This is a genomic window from Paenibacillus sp. FSL P2-0173 (genome assembly GCF_038008045.1).
GTDB lineage: Bacteria > Bacillota > Bacilli > Paenibacillales > Paenibacillaceae > Paenibacillus > Paenibacillus polymyxa_B.
The window spans coordinates 1,011,798-1,031,056 of record NZ_JBBOYK010000001.1; the positions used below are offsets into that span (position 1 = coordinate 1,011,798).

General features: G+C 45.2%; 18 protein-coding genes. 4 read left to right on the forward strand and 14 right to left on the reverse strand.

Features of this window, described 5'->3' with window-relative positions; genetic code table 11:
• Window positions 1–16 precede the first annotated feature (16 nt).
• Both MKX30_RS04460 and MKX30_RS04465 read right to left on the reverse strand, forming a co-directional pair.
• The gene (locus MKX30_RS04460) at window positions 17–1,642 is read right to left on the reverse strand and encodes a response regulator transcription factor (RefSeq protein WP_023989361.1); all 1,626 of its coding nucleotides are present in this window, start codon (window positions 1,640–1,642) and stop codon (window positions 17–19) included.
• Window positions 1,617–3,437, reverse strand: coding sequence for a sensor histidine kinase (locus tag MKX30_RS04465; protein WP_316243933.1), 1,821 nt, complete (start codon window positions 3,435–3,437; stop codon window positions 1,617–1,619). Before MKX30_RS04465 ends, MKX30_RS04460 begins: the two co-directional genes overlap by 26 nt.
• Window positions 3,438–3,551: 114 nt before the next feature.
• Between MKX30_RS04465 and MKX30_RS04470 the strand changes: the two genes are divergently transcribed.
• Window positions 3,552–3,704 carry a hypothetical protein gene (locus tag MKX30_RS04470; protein WP_023989363.1) on the forward strand — a complete coding sequence of 51 codons (153 nt, stop codon included), beginning with the start codon at window positions 3,552–3,554 and terminating at the stop codon, window positions 3,702–3,704.
• Window positions 3,705–3,709: 5 nt separating this feature from the next.
• On the opposite strand, the gene MKX30_RS04475 is transcribed toward MKX30_RS04470, so the two are convergent.
• On the reverse strand, window positions 3,710–4,147 hold the full coding sequence (locus MKX30_RS04475; RefSeq protein ID WP_023989364.1) for a NucA/NucB deoxyribonuclease domain-containing protein: 438 nt from the start codon (window positions 4,145–4,147) through the stop codon (window positions 3,710–3,712).
• Between the two features lie 140 nt (window positions 4,148–4,287).
• On the opposite strand from MKX30_RS04475, the gene MKX30_RS04480 reads away from it, so the two are divergent.
• Both MKX30_RS04480 and MKX30_RS04485 read left to right on the forward strand, forming a co-directional pair.
• Window positions 4,288–4,482 (forward strand): hypothetical protein, encoded by a 195-nt coding sequence (locus MKX30_RS04480; protein ID WP_013310963.1) that lies wholly within the window; start codon window positions 4,288–4,290, stop codon window positions 4,480–4,482.
• A 387-nt stretch (window positions 4,483–4,869) separates the two neighbouring features.
• Window positions 4,870–5,172 carry a hypothetical protein gene (locus MKX30_RS04485; protein ID WP_013310964.1) on the forward strand — a complete coding sequence of 101 codons (303 nt, stop codon included), beginning with the start codon at window positions 4,870–4,872 and terminating at the stop codon, window positions 5,170–5,172.
• A gap of 69 nt (window positions 5,173–5,241) precedes the next feature.
• Here the strand turns inward: MKX30_RS04485 and MKX30_RS04490 are convergent, their stop codons facing one another.
• From MKX30_RS04490 to MKX30_RS04540, 11 genes are all read right to left on the reverse strand, one after another.
• Window positions 5,242–7,128 (reverse strand): Ig-like domain-containing protein, encoded by a 1,887-nt coding sequence (locus MKX30_RS04490; RefSeq protein WP_028540525.1) that lies wholly within the window; start codon window positions 7,126–7,128, stop codon window positions 5,242–5,244.
• Window positions 7,129–7,248: 120 nt separating this feature from the next.
• Window positions 7,249–7,671, reverse strand: a complete 423-nt coding sequence (locus tag MKX30_RS04495) for a hypothetical protein (RefSeq protein WP_023989366.1) — start codon at window positions 7,669–7,671, stop codon at window positions 7,249–7,251.
• A 16-nt stretch (window positions 7,672–7,687) separates the two neighbouring features.
• Window positions 7,688–8,356 (reverse strand): uracil-DNA glycosylase, encoded by a 669-nt coding sequence (locus MKX30_RS04500; protein ID WP_279832453.1) that lies wholly within the window; start codon window positions 8,354–8,356, stop codon window positions 7,688–7,690.
• Between the two features lie 274 nt (window positions 8,357–8,630).
• Complete coding sequence (locus MKX30_RS04505; RefSeq protein ID WP_341062475.1) at window positions 8,631–9,290, reverse strand: S-layer homology domain-containing protein; 660 nt, start codon at window positions 9,288–9,290, stop codon at window positions 8,631–8,633.
• 123 nt (window positions 9,291–9,413) lie between these two features.
• Window positions 9,414–10,700: an apiosidase-like domain-containing protein gene (locus MKX30_RS04510; protein ID WP_075154429.1), complete on the reverse strand. Its 1,287-nt coding sequence runs from the start codon at window positions 10,698–10,700 to the stop codon at window positions 9,414–9,416.
• Window positions 10,701–10,771: 71 nt separating this feature from the next.
• Window positions 10,772–12,076: a PTS sugar transporter subunit IIC gene (locus MKX30_RS04515; protein ID WP_341062477.1), complete on the reverse strand. Its 1,305-nt coding sequence runs from the start codon at window positions 12,074–12,076 to the stop codon at window positions 10,772–10,774.
• Window positions 12,077–12,121: 45 nt separating this feature from the next.
• Complete coding sequence (locus MKX30_RS04520) at window positions 12,122–13,531, reverse strand: glycoside hydrolase family 1 protein (protein WP_076159405.1); 1,410 nt, start codon at window positions 13,529–13,531, stop codon at window positions 12,122–12,124.
• A 44-nt stretch (window positions 13,532–13,575) separates the two neighbouring features.
• Window positions 13,576–13,875, reverse strand: coding sequence for a PTS sugar transporter subunit IIB (locus MKX30_RS04525; RefSeq protein ID WP_023989371.1), 300 nt, complete (start codon window positions 13,873–13,875; stop codon window positions 13,576–13,578).
• A complete protein-coding gene (locus MKX30_RS04530) occupies window positions 13,872–14,231 on the reverse strand; it encodes a PTS lactose/cellobiose transporter subunit IIA (RefSeq protein WP_023989372.1) in 360 nt (119 codons plus the stop codon). The genes MKX30_RS04525 and MKX30_RS04530 overlap by 4 nt, the downstream gene beginning before the upstream one ends.
• 178 nt (window positions 14,232–14,409) lie before the next feature.
• A complete protein-coding gene (locus MKX30_RS04535; protein WP_028540520.1) occupies window positions 14,410–16,359 on the reverse strand; it encodes a BglG family transcription antiterminator in 1,950 nt (649 codons plus the stop codon).
• 42 nt (window positions 16,360–16,401) lie between these two features.
• Complete coding sequence (locus MKX30_RS04540) at window positions 16,402–17,472, reverse strand: LacI family DNA-binding transcriptional regulator (protein WP_023989374.1); 1,071 nt, start codon at window positions 17,470–17,472, stop codon at window positions 16,402–16,404.
• 311 nt (window positions 17,473–17,783) lie between these two features.
• Here MKX30_RS04540 and MKX30_RS04545 point away from each other — a divergent pair, with 311 nt between their 5' ends.
• Window positions 17,784–19,247, forward strand: a complete 1,464-nt coding sequence (locus MKX30_RS04545; RefSeq protein WP_023989375.1) for an L-fucose/L-arabinose isomerase family protein — start codon at window positions 17,784–17,786, stop codon at window positions 19,245–19,247.
• Window positions 19,248–19,259: the final 12 nt, after the last annotated feature.

Below are 19,259 nucleotides of genomic sequence, written 5' to 3' on the forward strand. Positions count from 1 at the left end.
CTTACTGGTCCCATCTTTACTGGTCCCGAAATTCATGCGGAGTCATTCCGTAATGCTTTTTGAACATCTTACTGAAATATTGGGGATTCTGATAGCCCAGTTCCGTCGTAATTTCGTATATTTTTTTGTTGGAATATTTAAGCAAATAAAGAGCCCGCTCCATTCTCATTCGGATAATATAGTCACCCAAACCTTCTCCGGTTTCAGCTTTATAAATTTTAGACAGATAGACTGGATGAAGATAAACCTGATCGGCAATCGTCTTAACAGACAGCTCCTGACCTTTATCCTGGGAGATGAGCTCCTGAACCTGCTTGACCACATAGCTTTTAGCGCTTTGCTCGCTTGCGGACCATTCAGATTTAAGTTTGTTCATCATGGAAAGTATCCACTCTTTGAGGTGAGGGAACGAATGAACCATTTTCTGCGCATGTAACGGATCGAAGCCTACTTGATCCATCTGTGTAATGAAACGTCCTTGTTTGTGCGCTGTATACATAAAGGCGCTCGTCACCGAAATAAACAGCTCATATAAATGCTCGCGTGTGTATCCCACCTCTTCCATTTTTCCAAATACACGGCTCACTTTCGCTTCGGCCTCTTCCCATTGCCTGGACTCTAGCAGATGAGTAAGCGTAGGGTGCATATAAAGCCCCTCCAGTGACTTAACTGAGCTGTGTGGCTGTTCTGTCTGTTCTTCTATGAATAGCAGTGTATCCGTCTCCTCCTGATGGTTCCAGTATAAGGATCTAATTGCTGTCTGATATAGCTTAGGCAGTTCCTCTGGAAACTTAAACCATCCGGTTAATGCAACGTAAATCTCCCCTTTCAAGTAATTGCTCACATTTTTTCGAAAGGTCTCAATCGCCGCACTCAAAAAACGATTCTGCTCATCCGCACTCCGTTCAGGAAATGAATTCCAATTTCCTTCTATTAATACAATTAAACAATCATGCGGCGCTTTGCAATGCCAAACGTGAAAATCAGGTGCGAACACTTCTTCGGCAATATTTCCAATCGCATACTCAATTAAGGACACTGAATGATAGTCCATATCAGAAAAATGCTTCCCTAGCTGAATAAGCAGCATACTGGCAGGATGTCCCGTGCGTAGCTTGATTTCGTACTCAGACATTTTGCTCTCTATTTTTGGTACTGGCAAATCACGCCCGAGTAGCAAATCATGCATCAAATGGGTCCGCAGTACACCAAAATCGTTTCTGCGGCTATATTGTAATTGATGGACCTTGTCAAATGCTTCCCATTCTTCCTTTAGCGAATCCATGGCAGCTGACACACATTTGATAAACTCTTCATCATCCACCGGCTTTAAAATGTAATCAAAAGCCTTAAGCTGGAGCGCTTTTTTAGCATATTCAAAATCGGCATAGCCTGTCAGTAACAAACTTCGGATATGTGGCCATCGTTCGTTTACCTCAACAATCAACTCCAGTCCCGTCATGCCAGGCATACGAATATCCGTAACCAGAATATCAATATCGTACGCTTCCAGCACATCCACCGCTGCTAATGCGGAAGCCGCTTGATGAACCCTCTCGATGCCTAGCGTCTCCCACGGAATGGTAGCTGCCAGACTTTCTGTTACATAACTCTCATCATCTACTAGTAATATCTGAACCATCTGGTCCCTCCGTTTTAACTATATTCGAATTTGGCGAAGGCTCAATTAAACCATTCGCATGCTCTGCTTCTGTTGAGATCGACCATTTTAAAACTGCACGCAATCCTCCCAATGGAGACAAAGAGAATTCCAGTCCTGCATCTTCCCCAAAATGTAATCGCATGCGTTGATGCACATTCCACAAACCGTATCCATGATCCTCTTCCACAGGCTTGTCAAGCGTTGATGTCAGGGCAGTTATAGCCTCTCTACTCAAACCGAGTCCGTTATCATCCACAATCAGGTACATATACGAGCCAACACGCTCGGTTAAAATATGAATTATACCACCCTCCGCTTGAGGCTCTATCCCGTGCAGCACCGCATTTTCCACCAGTGGCTGCACTACAAGCGGCGGAATCAGCAGACTGCTGGCTTGTGAAGAAACATGAATTAAAAACGTTAGCCTTGGCATACGCATCTGCTGTATGTTCAAATAATATTGAACAAACTCGACTTCCTCTGACAATGGAACCAAATCCCGCTCCTGTCTTGTCGTATACCGATAATACCTGGATAAATTATGAGCCATGGCTACAACCGCCTCATGATTGCGCAGCTTTGCCATACTTGTAATAAACGAAAAACAATTATAAAAAAAATGCGGATTGATTTGTGACTGGAGCTGCTTTAGTCGCGCTTCCTTGACATGTAGCTGCTCAACATACACCTTCTCAAACAGCTCCTGAATCTGTTCGACCATCAGATTAAATTGACTAGACAGGAAAGCAAACTCGTGACTCCCCCTTAGACTTAATCGAACAGCATAGTCTCCATCCTTTAATCTCCGAAATGCCCGCACAAGCTGAAGAATCGGCACTTGTACCTGTGAATGAAGCAAGTAAGCACCAATCAAGCCTACCAGCAGCGAGCCAACAACAGTTATATAAAATAGTCGATTCGATGAGTAAATCGGAGACATCATATCGGACAAAGGCATGTAATCAATCAAATACCAACCAGTCGTTTGCGAAAGAACGGCATGAACCAGGTAGCTTTCTTCTCCAATTTTCACAGTCAGATTATCAACTTCATGGAGTCCCATTTTTTCCAATTTAGAAATCAGCTTTCCAGACAGCTCTTCATTTGCAGTACGATTAAAGATCACTCCTACGCCTTTTTTATAATAAAAAGGCTCCTTTCGACCATCACCTTTGAAGCGGTCAAGCATGTCCTGAATATTACTGCTGTCAAATTCAACCTTAATAATCGTGTTAGCGGTTTCTGGATTACCAAGTGAAGAAAACGGGGATAATGTATACAATGAAAATATAAATTGGTCTTTCCCGTATGATCTTTTTTTGGATACCTGCCAGCCGTCTTTTATCAGCTGATTTAGTTTTTTCTGGTCATATAAACCTGCTCCATTCTCCGATACAACCCGTCCAAGCGAAGGAGAATAGATACTTAGCCCGGTTCTCCAATTAGAAGAGCTTTCCTGAAGCCCAAGCTTGGTTTGAATCCGTTTGACAAGGTTAATTCCATCCAGATTGAGAACCTTGTCCTTCAAAAAAATCGCTTGAAAACTGGCTACATCGGGATCATGAATCAGCAGATGCGGCCAGGAGGAAATCATTTCAATATTCGTATTCACCTGGTTTTGAAAAAAAGTCAGCTGATTATAATTAGATTGATTCAGCTCCTCACGTAATACACCTGTCGTTGTCTGATTAGAATAGACATACAGGATCAGCATAGGTATAAGCAATACGATAACGATGGAGACGATTTTAGTATAAAAATTAAATTTAAACATGAGTTCTACACATCCTCTGCACAAAAAACAAGCATACTTAAATGGTATGCCAGAGCCCTGACCTTCGTTGCCGTCAGTACATACTATACATTATCAATGGTTGGCGGTGATAATATGTTTGATGCTAAGCAAATGGAATGGTTTAACCAACTATCCGCTGAAGACTTGGCCATTTTAGGTGCCGGCTTCAATACACTAGGTGATTTTTTTGATTTTCTGGCGTTGATTAAGGCCAGACAGGAAACAGCCCAAGGTAATAAAAAGTAATAGCACTATTTCACAACAAATTTCACACGAGTTCCATCCTCATACTCATCCAATTGGTGACTGACCCATGATCCTGCCCCACGATTATCCTTAGGGGCTATGTATTTGATATTTGCACCTTTGCCACCTTCTGAGCACATAGCCATCGGCCATTCGTCACGATCGTATCCTTTACGAGTGGGAACACCTGCAAGCGAATGCTTGCGATTTTGCTCGGCTCCTTCACGGTCAATTGTGCATACCGGTGATTTTCCCGCCTGAATGGCTTCCTTAATATGCTGCGCCGTTTCAGGGTAACGACCTGACGGGAATTGCAGCGTAACCTGAGCCGATGAAGGCGGGTTCTCTCCTGTCATTTTTGTAAGAAGATTGCCTCCTTCAAACCAGTACGCGCCCAAAGCTAGCAGCACTAAAGCTATAAAACTTAGCAATTTTTTCTTCAATTTCCCTCTTCCCTTCAAGCTATTCCAGTAGATGCCTTCAACTAAGGTAATCCCTGGATTTTATTTTTTGTAACCCCTTACTGACTATAAAAAAAGGTTGAATATTCGACGACAAATAGTATAGAGAGGAGGTTGTACGAATGAACGATGAGATCAAACTGGCCGTGAGCCAAATGCAAGCCGTTGTAATCCGATTACTGAATGGAAGTACCGTAATTGGCTGGCCTAAGCTCCTATCTGACCAAGAAACTCAGCAATTCAAGCTCTATGATGACGAACACGTATATACGATTTCCGTTAATGACGTGGATACAGTCGCAAGAGTTATTGTATAAGATACAAGAAGCGACTTAATGAGACATCCAGCGGACAAGCCCAAACAAGGCACACCACAGGAGAAGACTGATCAGAATCCCCCAAAATAAACCTTTAAAAAGCTTCATACCATAATGACAACCTTTCCTACTGGGCTTTTCCCCCATTATAACATGTCAGAAAGACAGCTGTCGCAGCTTGCTCTTATATCATCTTCGTGTCATATATATTAAATTTTAAAATCACGACACAAAGGAAAGAATGAAATAATTCCGAAAATTAGGCCTGATCACCAGTGAAAATGCAATCATGACATAATAAAAGTCACATTTTAATCAAAATTTAATGAAAGTTTTCCGAAAATGATGTATAATTATTGACATAACAAAACGCACGAGGTGATCATCATGGCATTATTAAACAGAGTTCATGAATTAAAATTGCAACTGCCTAACGAGCATCATAGCATTTCCCAATACGTGGAGCATGCATTGCATTCGATTGACAGTTTTGTGGAGCAACATCGTCAATTTATAGCCGCTCAGGCTCTATATGGTGAAAAAATCAATGGTACGGAAGAAAGACTGTTCCGAGACACAATTTCTGAGATTAAAGCCCAACTGGTAGCTACTTTGGAAAAGACAGTTGAAGACTTCGCACACAAAGGCGATAAGCACTGGAAAAATCATTATCAGGACGGCGTAGAATAAGCTGAAAATAACCCCCGGTCTTTGGACCGGGGGTTATTTTGTATAAGTGGATGTGGCAATATGCGTAGACTATTTTAACACTCTGGCCGATGTCGCTACAGTCTTACCACCATAGACTACTTTGATACTGGAACTTCCAGTATCAATCGCCTTCACCTGACCGCCAGTAACCTGTACGATCGACGGTTTGGAAGATGTCCATACCGCTGAGCTTGTCACATTGGTAGTAGCGCCTGAATCATAAACTGCATTCACACTAAGCACTTGAGAGGAGCCTTTAGGCAGCTTCAGGTTTTTATTGCTCAATACCAGTTTGAGCAGCTTAGGTGTGACCTTGATCTCAACGTTAAACGACTTATCTTGATATGTGCCCGTAATTGTTGCTGTTCCAATTCCAACGGCTTTAATGGAAGAGCCTTTTACGATCGCTACGGAAGCATTCGATGATGTCCATTTCACTTTACTGCTCAGCGTAGCTTTTTTACCATCCGTATATATGCCGATGACTTTGATGGACTTACTTCCTTTCAAATTCATATCAGCACTCGAAAAGCTTGGTGTCAATGTAGAAATGGCTCCTTCCACAATGACAGGTACTTTCACATATTTGTTCATATACATAGCCTTGATTCCAGAGTTACCGCCATTTACCGCTTTTACTTTACCATTTGCTACTGTAACTGCGGCTGTTGTACCTACCCAGCTTACCTGATTGGTAACATCCAGGATTCCGCCACCAGCCATGTGTGCTTTTACTGTCGGAATACTTGCTTCTTGGCCTGCAACCAATACATATTTTTTCTCAGAAGCGGTCAGCTTGAGCACTTTGTATTGCACAGTCACTGGAATATCCAGTTTGAGTGCACCTACCGTTGCTGTCAATGTTGCACTGCCTGGGTTCACTGCAATCAGCTTACCATTTGCTATTTTAACTGCACTTTCACTGCTTAAGCTCCATTTTACATCGGATTGAACTGCTTTTTTAGCCCCATTGACCAAATAAGCAGATATACTCGGAAGAGAAGTTTTGCCTCCTGTTTCGAGAGTCAGACTGGCTTTGCTTGAAACCAGTTTTTCAACCGTCGGAAGTACATTAATCTTCAGAGTCTTGCTCAAACCGTGATAGGACGCTGTAATCGTCGAATTGCCTGCATCCATCGGTGTGATTTTACCTTGCTCGACTGTGGCAACCAACGGATTGGAGGAAGTCCATTCTGCCGTGTTGGTCACATCTGTCTTGCCGCCAGTCAGGTTGACATCGGTTGCACTAACCTGAATTGGAGAGCTACCCAGAAAGACCGATTTGGACCCAGTTGCATTCAATACTAATGCCTGTGAAGAAGAACGCACATACACAATCGTTTGTGCTTTGAGTTCATCTTTGCTTGCTTTAATGTAAGTCACGCCTTTGGCAAGTGGACGAACCAGACCATCTTCAACGGTAGCAACAGCCGCATTCGAAGAAGTCCATTCGACACCGGATACATTTTCCGTCCCACCTCCAGTAAGTACACCTTGAGCAGTCAATTGCTTTGATTCTCCACCAATCGTCAAATTAATGGGACTAGACGGATTTAATTGCAGCTTGCTGTAAGGCGATTTTACTGTAATCGTTGTACTTACCGTTTGCTGCTCATATGTGGCAACAATCTTAATCTGCCCTTTTGACACAGGAGTAATGAGTCCCTTATCTACCTTTAAAATGCTTGAATCCCCAGAGATCCATTCTGCTTTTTGTGTAACATCTTCTTTGCCCTTTTCTGTCAATGACCACACTTTTAATTGAGCGGGGCTTCCACCCAGATTCAATGTAGTCGGATTTTGACTGTCCCACTGTACCGTGGAAGTCGTGCTCTCCTCAGCCCGGATCAAACCCGCTGGCCATGCTGCAAATACAAACATCAGCAAAGCAAGTAAGAAGGTACTCCGTTTGCTCATACGTTTCATACGCTCCATTCGTTTCTCTCCCTTAGTTTCATCTCTATAAAATAGGATATAATTAACAATCCCATTACTTTTATCGGTTAGCAGCTAACTAAATTGAACCCTTCATCAAAAAAAGGTGAATAATTACAGTTAAAGTTCTCCACGTAGTGACCTTACTACAAACAAATGCTCTTCTTTAGATAAGGTTTGTCCATCTTCAAGAATTACATCGTGTGCCGAGTGGCTAACCAGCTTTACATTATAAGCAATCAGCTGATCCTCTCTCCAAATCGTCACCGCCGACTGAAAATGAATGGCATTATCAAACTGTAACGGAACGCTCATTACATAACCGATAGCGTTCAGCTTCGCCGGATGGCGGCTTCTACGTTCACGCCCCGGAGGAAGCATGGTAATATGCGTAATATTTTCAAAAGGAATAGCCAGCATTTTCGGGCCTAAAATAACACACTTTCGTATATCATCCCATTTTTCAAGCGTGCCGCGCACCTTCTGGGTATGACCGTTGTTGCCGTGATATAAAATGACCTGACGTCCCTTCCACTGACGCATGTCCTCACCTCCAGTGCTAGCGGTTAGGAATCTCCCACCGAATAGGCTCCATTCCATGCTCCTGCAAAAATGCATTGGTACGCGAAAAAGGCTTGCTGCCAAAAAAGCCTCTGTGAGCCGCCAATGGGCTTGGATGAACGGATTTCAGCACCAAATGCTTGCTGGTATTCACGAAGCTTGCTTTTTTCTGAGCATGGCTTCCCCACAAAATAAACACTGCTGGCTGCTCACGTTCATTAATCGCTTCAATGACAGCATCCGTGAAACGTTCCCAACCTATTCCCTGGTGAGATTGCGGTTGTCCTTCACGCACGGTTAACACGTTGTTTAGCAGCAGCACACCTTGCTCAGCCCAAGGAACGAGGTATCCTTGATTGGGAATAGGAGTGCCAATATCATCACGCAACTCTTTATATATATTTTGCAGAGACGGCGGTGTACGCACACCTGGTCTTACGGAAAAGCTCAAGCCGTGGGCTTGTCCCTCTCCATGATAGGGGTCCTGTCCCAATATAACCGCTTTGGTCAGATGAAATGGCGTTAATTTAAGTGCGGAAAACAAGTCTTCTTTTGGAGGATATACCTTATGTAACTTGTACTCTCTGGCTAACGTATACCTTAATTCATTAAAGTATGGCTTTTCGACCTCTTCTCGTAGTACATCATCCCAGTCATTTCCAAACATAACTCCCGTCTCCTCTCACTATATAGGTCCCGAAATATTTAAACGTTTTATTCACAAAAAAATAAGCTGGTCTCCCTCATCCGGAGCCAGCTTATTTATTCGTTACCTGTGTTACATGCCGAAGGACCAGGATAGAAACCATACGATAATCAGCTACCGTTGGATCTAAATTCGATTTCCTTATTATAGCATTAACGATAAGGGTGTCAAGTAACTGTAAGCCCAAATCCGCACGTTACCTCGTAAAAATCAAGGGGTTGCTCAGAACAGTCGGTTAAGCCTTATGAGTGTTCAGATACTCCAGCGCATTATATAACATAACAGCAGCTTCGGCACGTGTAATCTCGCTTTTTGGATGAAACTTTTCATTTGCATCCAAGGTATTGACCTTGTAGACTAGCGAGCGTTGAATGCTACCTTGGTAAGAAGGCTCCAGTTCGCTGTCATCCGCAATATTCGCAGGTGCGATTTTAATCATTGGAAGAGCGCCTGCTTTTTCCATGCCCTGAATCAGCATGTGGGTGAACTCTTCCTTAGTCAGGGTTTTTGAAGGAACGATATCCTTTGGAATAACCACACCATTATAATGAGCGTTGATAAAGGCTTCGGCATACCATGCAGTATCCTTAACATGGGTAAACAGTCCGCTGGCCTGTGGCGCCTTATTAAAATCAATAGCGGCCAAACTGAGCTGGAGTCCGCCGGAGATCAACTGAATGCCCTGGGCAGCGGTCACTTTAGATGACGGGAGAAACTGCGTGTCAGAGGCACCTTTGAGCAGACCCTGATCTTTAAGGGATATAATTTTTTCTTTGCCGCTTACGTTGTCCAAATCCTTGAATTGACGGTCTGCCGCAGACATTTGACCTCCAACGGAGAAGGACAAAATGGCTACAGTTGTAATGGCTGCAAATGCACTTTTTCTCATGTTCATGTCAAGTTCCACCTTGTAGTTGAATTAGGCCGCCTGGCCATTAACAACCTCTTTGACGTAGTTCAGGATGGAAAGGTTGCAAGCGATATCTAACAGAGATTTGAATGAAGATTGCCCGAATGCTCAATTCTTATCTTTCACGCCAATCACGATGACATCCCCCTCAAAATTATGCATATCAATAACCGTTACATTGCCCTGAAACGCTACCGAAGCTGCTGCAAATCGGCGGTATTCCAGGTCGATAATCGTAAAGTCATATTCTCTGAGATCGGCGTCTAGCTTCAGGACCGTGTTCACCGGCACATAAATAGCAATTTTTTCGAAGCCTCTGGTTGAGGCAACTCGAATCTCTTCCGTGTTTTTAAGTACTATGTTCCAAGGCTGCAAATCTACCAGTCCGTACATCTGGAACAGCCACTTCGCGAATCCATAATCCCACGCTCCCTCAAATTTAAGGGCAGCCTGCCATTCATAGGGGCTATCAAAACCTTCCCCGGTAACTCCAAAGCGTTTCCCTTTTTTGTGCCAGCTCCATATTCCATGTGCTCCGTAGGTTACGCCGGCTTCCGCACCGGACAAAAGACTTTGCCATGCAGCTTTACGCACGTCGGCACGGCCGAAACGACCGTATTCTCTCCGGCTGTATCCCATCATCTCGTAGCAAGGTTCCGAGTTTAGCACAGGCCGTGTTACCCGCTTGTTGTAGAAGTCCAACGCCAAGGTGTAGGCCTTGGACTGAAACTGCGAATTGTGACCTGATTGGTACATGTAAAAGTCCAAATTAGGATCGTTAATGAACTCATCCGGCAGATCCGCCAGTCTCCCCTGAATGTGGAGAGTAGTCAAACACTCCGGACTATGTGTCTTCACAACGTGAAGTGTGGTGCGGTAATACTCGTTCGCTCGCTCTGACGGGAAGTCGGTATCCCCGCTCACAATATAGATAGGGTGATACTTTGAGAATCGGTCTGCCGCGTAACGCACATACGGTTCTACCGCCTCCAGAGGCATCTTTTTCTCATCACGAAGCTTGGCCGCCCATGTATCCGGGATATAATTGCACCAAAGCAAAACAAGCGCGGGTACAAATCCCTTGCTCACCGCCATCTCGACCATTGTCTCCGCCCTGTCAAAATAGTCTGGATTCAGCGAATAAAAATCGTAGCTCCCGTCCTCAATCCGTTCGAACGGTTCGTAATCCAAATCACTGCCGCTGGCATCCCACTGCCGCAGCAAATTGATTTGCAGAACATTAAACCCCTGGCTACTTCTGTAGTCAAGATAATCAGCCCATTCCTCCAGTGAGATGTTGGTAAATGCGCTCCAGACGGTATCCGCCAGATAGAAAAATGGAACTCCTTCATTGACAAAGTAACGTTTATTCTCCGCTATGCCAAGCTTTATCATATGGCATCCCCCTTATTGCTGTAATGACAGAAAACGGCGAACAGTTCGCCGCTTTCCCTTTTATTGCTCATTTATGAAGTAACGATACTAGCTTGGGCTCCAGCCGTTCCCTCCTGCTCTGACTTCTCCTGTGCTTCGCGTTCCCTGTTCAACGCTTGTTTATCAAGCGTTCTAAAGAACGGATAGTAAATCAGCATACAAACGGGAATGAGCAAAAGCTGTGCAACTGCAAGTCTCCAGCTCCCCTCAATAAAGCCCAGAGCAAAAATCGGAGTGCCAAATGCCGGGTAAATTCCGATGGGCGCAGGCAGCAAGCCCGCAGTTGTCGCAAAATAACCGAGGACGGCGCAGACGATAGGAGAACTGATAAACGGAATAGCCAGGAGCGGATTCAAAACAACTGGAATTCCGAAATTGAGTGGCTCGTGAATCGAGAAGAAAGTCCCCGGAAGGCCGAGCTTGCCAATCGTGCGTAATTGCTTGCTCTTGGCCAAGAAGACCAGCAGGAGAGCGAAGCCCAGCATCGGCGCATAGTTTGAGAAGATATACCAGAAAGCCAGCCCGATAATGTTCGGTAGCGGAGCTCCCGCCTGGAAAGCGTCGAGATTGGCAAGATCCAGGCTCATCCAGATCGGTTTGACGATGGCAAGCGTTACGATTGCACCGTGGATTCCAAACATCCAGAGCACCTGCATAATGATGAGGGCGACAATCATAGCCCCCAGTGATCCACCCAGTCCTTCCAGTGGCACTTGCAGATAGGTATAAATAAACTCATGGACCGTACCGAATGACGTATGCATGAATAGACCGGAAACGATAACGAATACCATAGCTACGAGTATCGCCGGAATTAATCCTGAGAATGTTTTGACAACGGTAGGCGGTACTCCTTCGGGCATTTTAATGGTCCAGTTGCGATCGACAATCCAGATATACAATCGGGAAGCGAGCAAGCCAACCAACATGGCGACAAACAAACCCTGCGCACCGAGCCACTGAAGTGGAAGCGCCCGGACTTTATCGAATGTTTGGATCGGCGTCAAAATAAGAAACGAGAGCAGTGCCGTTGCTGCGGGAACCAGTGGGTCCTTGTCAAAAGCTTGCGCCAGTCTGTAGGCAATGAAGAAGACTGCATAGAGGGCGACGATGCCAGTTGTCATCGTCGATCCTAATCCGATAATACCCTTGATGGGTGCGATGAGGTTCTGGTAAGGCTCCCAGGCAAGTGCGGAGAAAAGCGTCGAAAATGCTCCAATAATCAAAAAAGGAAGGGTGGACATCAGTCCATTTGATATAGCGCTCATATAGCGATTTTGCTGAATTTTCCCAGCGTATCTTTGCAATTTATACGATAGTTTTTTTTCGTTAGCCATATTCCTTCAACTCCTGTTTTAGAGTTTCATCTGTTGAACAATAATCTAGAGAGCGCTTCCATTTGAGAAAATCATATTTTTGTACCAATGGAAGCTGTTCTTGCGAATCCGCCGCAATTGTCTCAGGTTGAACTCATCCCGGTCAACATAGACGAATCCGTAACGTTTGCTTACTCCCTGGTGGGTGCTGACCAGATCAATTGCGGACCAAGGACAATAACCAAACAGCTTCACCCCGTCCGTAATAGCCAGCTGGCATTGCTCGATATGCTTGCGTAAGTAATCGATGCGGTAATCATCTCTTACAACATCGCCCTCTTCCAAGGAATCAAAAGCCCCCAGTCCATTCTCGGTAATGATCAGCGGTAGCTGGTAGCGGTCATAGATCTTCCTAAGAGTAACACGCAGGCCTGCCGGATCAATTCCCCAGCCGAACTCCGTTCGCTCCAGATACTCATTTCCACTCCCAGCAAAAACACCCACTTCTCCAACTGAGATTTGCTGATCTCCCATCCCGCCTTTTTCTACCGAATTCTGGGTACTGGCTTTGACCGTTGCAGAGCTGTAATAATTAAAAGCGATAAAGTCTGGCTTCGCGGCGGCCAGAATGCTCATATCCCCTTCTTGAATCTCAGGCGTATAGCCTTTTTCCTCGAAGTAACTCCAGACCAGCGTATTGTAACGGCCAAACACCGCCATATCAAGGTATAACCAATTGCGGATTGCGTTGAAGTTATCAGCCGCCAGCACATCTTCCGGACGCGAAGACGCTGGATATACGCACGAGATGTTAGGGGCCGGTGCCACTTTAGCTTCAGGTAACATTTCTTTGCACAGAATCATCGCCCTGGCTTGAGCCAGAAGCATATGATGATTTTGCTGATACAATTCCTTTTTCGGATTCTTCAGGTTCGGGTCCAACGTTCCCAAAGCGGAACCGTGCAAAATCATCATGTTTTGTTCGTTAATAGTTAACCAATATTTCACCCGGTCCCCAAAGTGTTCGAACAATGTCTTCGCATACGTTTCAAATGCGTTGATTGTACTACGGTTCGACCATCCGCCTTCTTTTTCCAAAGCTGCCGGAAGATCAAAATGATACATGGTCACGATCGGTTCGATCCCGTATTTTAATAACTCATCAATTAAATGGTTGTAAAACTGTATGCCTTTCGGATTCAATTCCCCTGTTCCCTGCGGATAAATGCGGGTCCAGGCCACCGAGAAGCGATAAGCCTTAAAGCCCATTTCCGCCAGTAAGGCAATGTCTTCCTTATAGTGATGGTAATGATCGCTTGCCACCTTATAATCAGTGATCTCTTCCCGGGGCGGACGGGTGTCAATAACAGACGGCCCTTTTCCGTCCTCGTTCCATGCTCCTTCAAACTGATAGGACGAGGTCGATCCACCCCATAGAAAATTGGAATCAAACGCTTTCAATTTATGATATTTCATTTAACACCTCCAATGAAAAAGTGTTGATCTATATGTACAGACGATTATAGATTTAAGGCTTCGGCAAGTACTTTTTCACCATTCATCATGCCATAATCCATTCTGTCGATTACGCTTACCTTGATGCCTTTAGGCTCGTATTTGGTTTTAAAATCGTCTTCCAAGTAGCCAACCTGCGGTCCTATCAGCAATACGTCCGTTTTGTCCGCATACTCTTTAAAAGAGCTTTCGGAAGTAGCTCTGATTTCAACCTCAACATTTTGAGCCTGTGCAGCCTTCTGCATCTTTTGTACCAACATACTTGTAGACATCCCTGCTGCGCATACAAGCGTAATTTGTTTCATTGGTTATTCCTCCCCGATAATGGTGTGATGGATACTGTTGCTTCGTAACGGTTCAATCTGCTGTAAAGTTCCACGATATGTCTCGCCAGATCCTTGGTCGTAATGGCAGACATGAGATGGTCTTGTGCATGCACCATTAGCAGTGTCACTTCATGAGCTGTCCCACCCGCTTCCTGCTGGATCAGTCGCGTCTGCGATTTATGCGCTTGGACCAGCTCGTTCTTGCATTCTTCAAGACATTCTGCTGCCTGCTCCGCATTACCCTTCTCGGCAAAGCTGATAGCTTCCATAGCTTTACTCTTCGCAATACCCGAATTTGTTATAAGTCCCATTATGATTTCCTGATACTCATCCATTGAATTCACCTCATGCATTTCATCTCTTTAGCTTACAGATTCAGTGTATACGATTCTTGCCGACTTCTAAACGCAACCCTTTTCCACTAGAAGCGGAAATGCTTACAATGGAAAAAAATAGAGAAGCTCTGCACGATGCTTGTTCAAAATCCAAGCAGATGTCGTGCAGAGCTTTATTTTAATACAGTTTATGTTTGACAATAATTTGAGCAAAATCCCCGTAGGTTTTGCATTCCAGCATTTGCTGGATAATATCCGAGTCGTCGAGTAGTCCCATCAGATGCTTATACATTTTCGCCGGAGGCTCGTCGCCGTTTTTGTTAATACTGAGCAGGCAGACGAACTGCACGGGCTTGCCGGACCAATCTATGGGAGATTTCAGTGTACAGACCGCCCATACCGTCCGGTTGCTTTGCGGAATAATAGGATGAGGAATGGCTATCAGATTTCCGTAAGCCGTAGGAGCAGCATTTTCCCTTTCCATCACCAATCCGATGAATCCCTCGGAAGAGCGGATCAATCCGGAAGCATGCATTCTTTCTCCCAAAAAAGTAATAACCTCTTCTTTTGTAGTAAAGTTATGTCTCAGAAATACAAGCTCTTCCATAATGTAGCGGAAAGTAAATTCGTTTTCATCCGTCAGCAGCTCTTCAATCTTATCGATGTCACCGCCGCCAAGCAGAGTCTGAACTACCACGACCGGAACGGATAATGTCTGCGGGATTGGAACTGTGCTTACCACAAAATCAATGCCATGCAAAGGAACCTGCTGCAACTTGTAATACTCGGTCGTGCCAGCAACCTCAAGCCTTTCACCGAACTTGCTACGTAGCTTGTAATACAGCAAGCGGGCACTTCCAACACCCGAAGTGCATACGACAAGGCAGCGTTTAGGTCTGTTGTTCATCTGCTGCCTTTCCATGGCGGCCCCGATATGAATCGCCAAATAACCCATTTCTGTCTCTGGTATGGTCAAATTCAGTTTGCTCTCGATTAACTTGGCACCTATGACCCCCGCCTGAAAAGCCAAAGGATAATTATTCTTCACATGATCCAGCATCGGATTACGGATATTCATCCTATATTTTACGCGGTTTAGCGCCGATTTCAGATGAAGACATATGCCCATTAACAGTTCTTGATCCCGGCTGATATTCAGGTTAAAGCCCCTGTCAATTTCAGCCAGCATTTCTCTGCCAAGCTCATAAATTCCCCGATCCAAGAGCTTCTGAGGCCCTGTCTCTTCTGTCTGTTGCTCCGTAACTCCCTCAAACCACTTGTTCCCGGCCAGATGCATGGCGATATAAGCAACCTCATCCTCCGGAAAGGTCAAATCCATTTGCTTTTCAATGTGGCTAACAATATGTTCAGCGGCTCGAAATTCCTCGGTAGCCCGAAAATCTTCCCTTTCATCGGAAAGCATCGCGACCCGGTTCCCATCGCGAATACGCTTGCAAGCTATAGCGATATGAATGGACAGGTTGTTGAAGGCAACATCCGACAAAGTGACCCCGTGGTTCTGGATTTGCTCCAGAATAATACCTCGAATGAGTGTCATTTCCCAAGGGGTAACCATTCTCGATGCGGCCTCCACGCCCCCAGCCCTTTCTTCTTCAGAACGGTTGACGATGAATTCAGACATGCAGAAACGTAAGCGAACCTCGTCGCCCCTCAGCTTGACACCGTAATTCGGGCGCTTATCAATGCCGATTCCGTAAGCCTGTAGCATATGCTTAACCTCTTTGAAATCATTTTGTACGGTGGATTTGCTAATGTATAACTCATCCGCCAACTCTTCGAGCTTCAAATAATTTTCTGTAAGCAGGAGGCGCGAGATTAAATAACGCTGTCGGTATTCAGGAGAATTGGGATCATCCGGTTCGTTATACAGGAACAACTGCTGTAGGAGCGTACGAAAGCTGCGGTCGTCCGTGATTTTCAGTTCATACCCCCTTGAACGAACAGGCTGAATCGATGCTCCATGCTTGGCCAGAAATTCATCCAGTTCTCTGATATCGCTACGTACGGTACGTGAAGTAACCTGGATCAACTTTGCCAGATGCTCGCTGTTGACAGGAGTGTCCGCAGCCAGCAAATGCTGTAGAATCGAAACCATTCGCGTATTCATTCAAGGTGACCCCCCGTTCTTTTGTCAAAATCTATCCTCTACTCAGGCCTGCTCGGTTAGCTCGCCTTTAGGTACGAAAGTGGCAGGAGCAGCACAGGAATTGCGCTCTACAAATTTCGTATCCACTGTGATTTTTGCTGTAACCTGCGTTCCCTGCTCAATAGTATCGGTCAGGAGATCGACAGCCAGAACGGCCATTCTTTCTTTTTCTACATGAATGGTCGTTAGCTCCGGCGTAACAATGACCGATTCCGTAATGTTGTCAAAGCCGATAATTGAAGTATCCTGCGGCACCCGGATGCCAAGCTCGCTCATGGTCTTCATAGCGCTGATAGCAATATAGTCGCATTCGCAGAACCAGGCCGTCGGCAAAGTTTTCCCGCTCTCCAGATAAACGGTTAACTGCCGATTCAGATCCTCCTGCGAAGTAAGAATGGTTGGCGCTACAGCCAGCATTTGTGCCTCCGGAATCTTCAGCCCCCGTTCCATGAGTGCCGCCAAAAATCCGCGTTTACGTTCCTCAAAATTATGAATTCGTACATTTGAAGCAATATAACCGATTGAGGTATGACCCATGTCGCATAAATAAGCTCCTGCCTGATAAGCACCCATAACATTATTAATCTGGATAAATTGTACGGGAAGCGTATCAAAGCAGGTATCCAGCACAATCAGATTCGGTAGCTTGCCATGAATATCACTGATCTGCTCACGGGTCAGATTGGTTCCCAGAACAATGGTGCCTGCACTGCGTTTCTCCTCTGCAACCATCTGGATATCCCTCTGGAAAAATTCTACGTCGACCGTCGAGAAGATCAACGAATACCCTTTTTGTCGGCAACGTTCCTCAATAAACTGGATTAATTCTTTAAAAAATGGCTGTTGATAGTATTCCTCAAGGACAATGCCCGAATTTGTACACACGAGAAAAAGCAAGGACTTATCACTTCTTGAAGCCGTTATCGTCTTGCTTTTGGGACTGTATCCTGCCTCGTGGGCTACCTGGAGAATACGTTCACGCGTATCCGGGCCAATACCCGGCTTGCCGCTGAAGGCCAGTGAAACAGCTGATTTGGATACGTTGGCCAGCTTGGCAATGTCTTCCATTTTCATGCCCTAATTCTCCATTCTAAATAAGATGAACACAGCAGTGAAGTGAATAAATGAAGTTTACACCGATTTGAGATGCGATGCAATAATTAGCTGAATTTATTTATATTTGTTTAGTTATTTTTTTAGTTTTTATAACTAAATATCACTAAATAATTAATTGACACCGTTTTAATTCGATGTTACTATGGCCTCGACATAGAAATAGTCACTGAATTTAGTTTTTACAACTAAACTAATTTGGTTTTGTTTAGTTTATTTATTCTATTTTGTTCAGCAAATGTTGTTTATTCAAGTACAGAGGAGACATGATCATGAAGAAATTAAAGTTGGGTTATGCTCCGACGCGCCGATTTACGTTCAGCGCCGACGATGCCTTTAAGTACAAAGTGGAAATTCGCAAGAAAATTGAGAGTTTTGGCATGGATATCGACATTGTAGACCTGGAGGGCCTTAATGAGGAAGGCTTGCTGTATGACGACCATATAAACGCGGATTTAATCGCAAAGCGATTCAAAGAAGAAGAAGTCGACGCTGTTTTTTTCCCACATTGCAACTTTGGTACAGAAGATACTGTAGCTCGTGTAGGCAAGGCGCTCGGCAAGCCTGTCCTGCTGTGGGGACCGCGGGATGAAGCGCCGCTTGCGGACGGCATGCGCCTTCGCGACACCCAATGCGGTATTTTCGCCACAGGTAAAGTGCTGCGAAGATTCAACGTTCCCTTCACCTATGTAACGAACAGTTGGGTGAATGATCCGGTTTTCGAAAGAGGCTTTACCAACTTTGTGGCGGCCGCCAACGTCGTGCGCCAATTCAAGAGCTTACGCATTCTCCAGATTGGCCCCCGCCCCGCTTCATTCTGGACGATGATGTGCAATGAAGGCGAACTGCTGGAACGCTTCGGCATTGAGATTCATCCCATTACCATTGTCGACATTCAGCTTAGAACCAAAAAAATCGCCTCCAGCAATAGCTCAGAGCTTCTGGAAACGATGGATTACATTAAAGAAAAACTCGATTACAGTGAAGTGACCGAAGATGATGTAAGACGGATAGCCGCTTTAAAGGTCGCCATGAAATCCTTCGCCCGTGAGACGGGAAGCAGCGCTATCGCAATTCAGTGCTGGTCCTCTTTGCAGGATGCCATATCTATTATGCCGTGTCTGGCCAATGCAATCCTGACTGACGAACAAATTCCGGTTACTTGTGAAACAGATATCCATGGAGCCATTACTTCCATTATGGTGCAGGCTGCCTCCATGAACACATTGCCAACCTTCTTCGCAGATATTACTGTTCGACATCCTGAGAATGATAACGGCGAACTTCTCTTCCACTGTGGCAATTTCCCGGTCTCGCTCTCCGTAGAGAACAAACCGAAGTTACGCAAACATTTTCTCTTCGACGACCATTCTCCCGGAACTCATGAAGGCGAAATCCGCGGTGGCGGTATGACCATTGCCCGATTTGACGGCGACCACGGTGAGTACTCCATGTTCCTCGGGCGTGCCCGGGGTATTGAAGGTCCTTATACCCGCGGCTCCTACGTATGGGTGGAAGTAAACGATTGGCCGCTGTGGGAGGAAAAACTCGTAAAAGGGCCTTACGTCCATCATTCCGTAGGTATCCATGCCAATGTGATCCCGGCCATTTATGAGGCCTGCAATTATATACCCGGCCTGACGCCTGATCCGGTCGATCCCACGGAACAGGAAATTCAAAGCTGGCTTAGAGGATCCGATCTCGCCCGTAATAAGCGCCCGAACCTTCACGTTTGAGACGTCTAAAGC

Excerpts from the sequence above, each read along its gene's own strand:
- MKX30_RS04460 (WP_023989361.1), bottom strand. The coding sequence starts at position 1,642 with ATGGTTCAGATATTACTAGTAGATGATGAGAGTTATGTAACAGAAAGT.
- MKX30_RS04465 (WP_316243933.1), bottom strand. The coding sequence starts at position 3,437 with ATGTTTAAATTTAATTTTTATACTAAAATCGTCTCCATCGTTATCGTA.
- MKX30_RS04470 (WP_023989363.1), top strand. The coding sequence starts at position 3,552 with ATGTTTGATGCTAAGCAAATGGAATGGTTTAACCAACTATCCGCTGAA.
- MKX30_RS04480 (WP_013310963.1), top strand. The coding sequence starts at position 4,288 with ATGAACGATGAGATCAAACTGGCCGTGAGCCAAATGCAAGCCGTTGTA.
- MKX30_RS04485 (WP_013310964.1), top strand. The coding sequence starts at position 4,870 with ATGGCATTATTAAACAGAGTTCATGAATTAAAATTGCAACTGCCTAAC.
- MKX30_RS04490 (WP_028540525.1), bottom strand. The coding sequence starts at position 7,128 with ATGGAGCGTATGAAACGTATGAGCAAACGGAGTACCTTCTTACTTGCT.
- MKX30_RS04495 (WP_023989366.1), bottom strand. The coding sequence starts at position 7,671 with ATGCGTCAGTGGAAGGGACGTCAGGTCATTTTATATCACGGCAACAAC.
- MKX30_RS04500 (WP_279832453.1), bottom strand. The coding sequence starts at position 8,356 with ATGTTTGGAAATGACTGGGATGATGTACTACGAGAAGAGGTCGAAAAG.
- MKX30_RS04505 (WP_341062475.1), bottom strand. The coding sequence starts at position 9,290 with ATGAACATGAGAAAAAGTGCATTTGCAGCCATTACAACTGTAGCCATT.
- MKX30_RS04510 (WP_075154429.1), bottom strand. The coding sequence starts at position 10,700 with ATGATAAAGCTTGGCATAGCGGAGAATAAACGTTACTTTGTCAATGAA.
- MKX30_RS04515 (WP_341062477.1), bottom strand. The coding sequence starts at position 12,076 with ATGGCTAACGAAAAAAAACTATCGTATAAATTGCAAAGATACGCTGGG.
- MKX30_RS04520 (WP_076159405.1), bottom strand. The coding sequence starts at position 13,531 with ATGAAATATCATAAATTGAAAGCGTTTGATTCCAATTTTCTATGGGGT.
- MKX30_RS04525 (WP_023989371.1), bottom strand. The coding sequence starts at position 13,875 with ATGAAACAAATTACGCTTGTATGCGCAGCAGGGATGTCTACAAGTATG.
- MKX30_RS04530 (WP_023989372.1), bottom strand. The coding sequence starts at position 14,231 with ATGGATGAGTATCAGGAAATCATAATGGGACTTATAACAAATTCGGGT.
- MKX30_RS04535 (WP_028540520.1), bottom strand. The coding sequence starts at position 16,359 with ATGAATACGCGAATGGTTTCGATTCTACAGCATTTGCTGGCTGCGGAC.
- MKX30_RS04540 (WP_023989374.1), bottom strand. The coding sequence starts at position 17,472 with ATGAAAATGGAAGACATTGCCAAGCTGGCCAACGTATCCAAATCAGCT.
- MKX30_RS04545 (WP_023989375.1), top strand. The coding sequence starts at position 17,784 with ATGAAGAAATTAAAGTTGGGTTATGCTCCGACGCGCCGATTTACGTTC.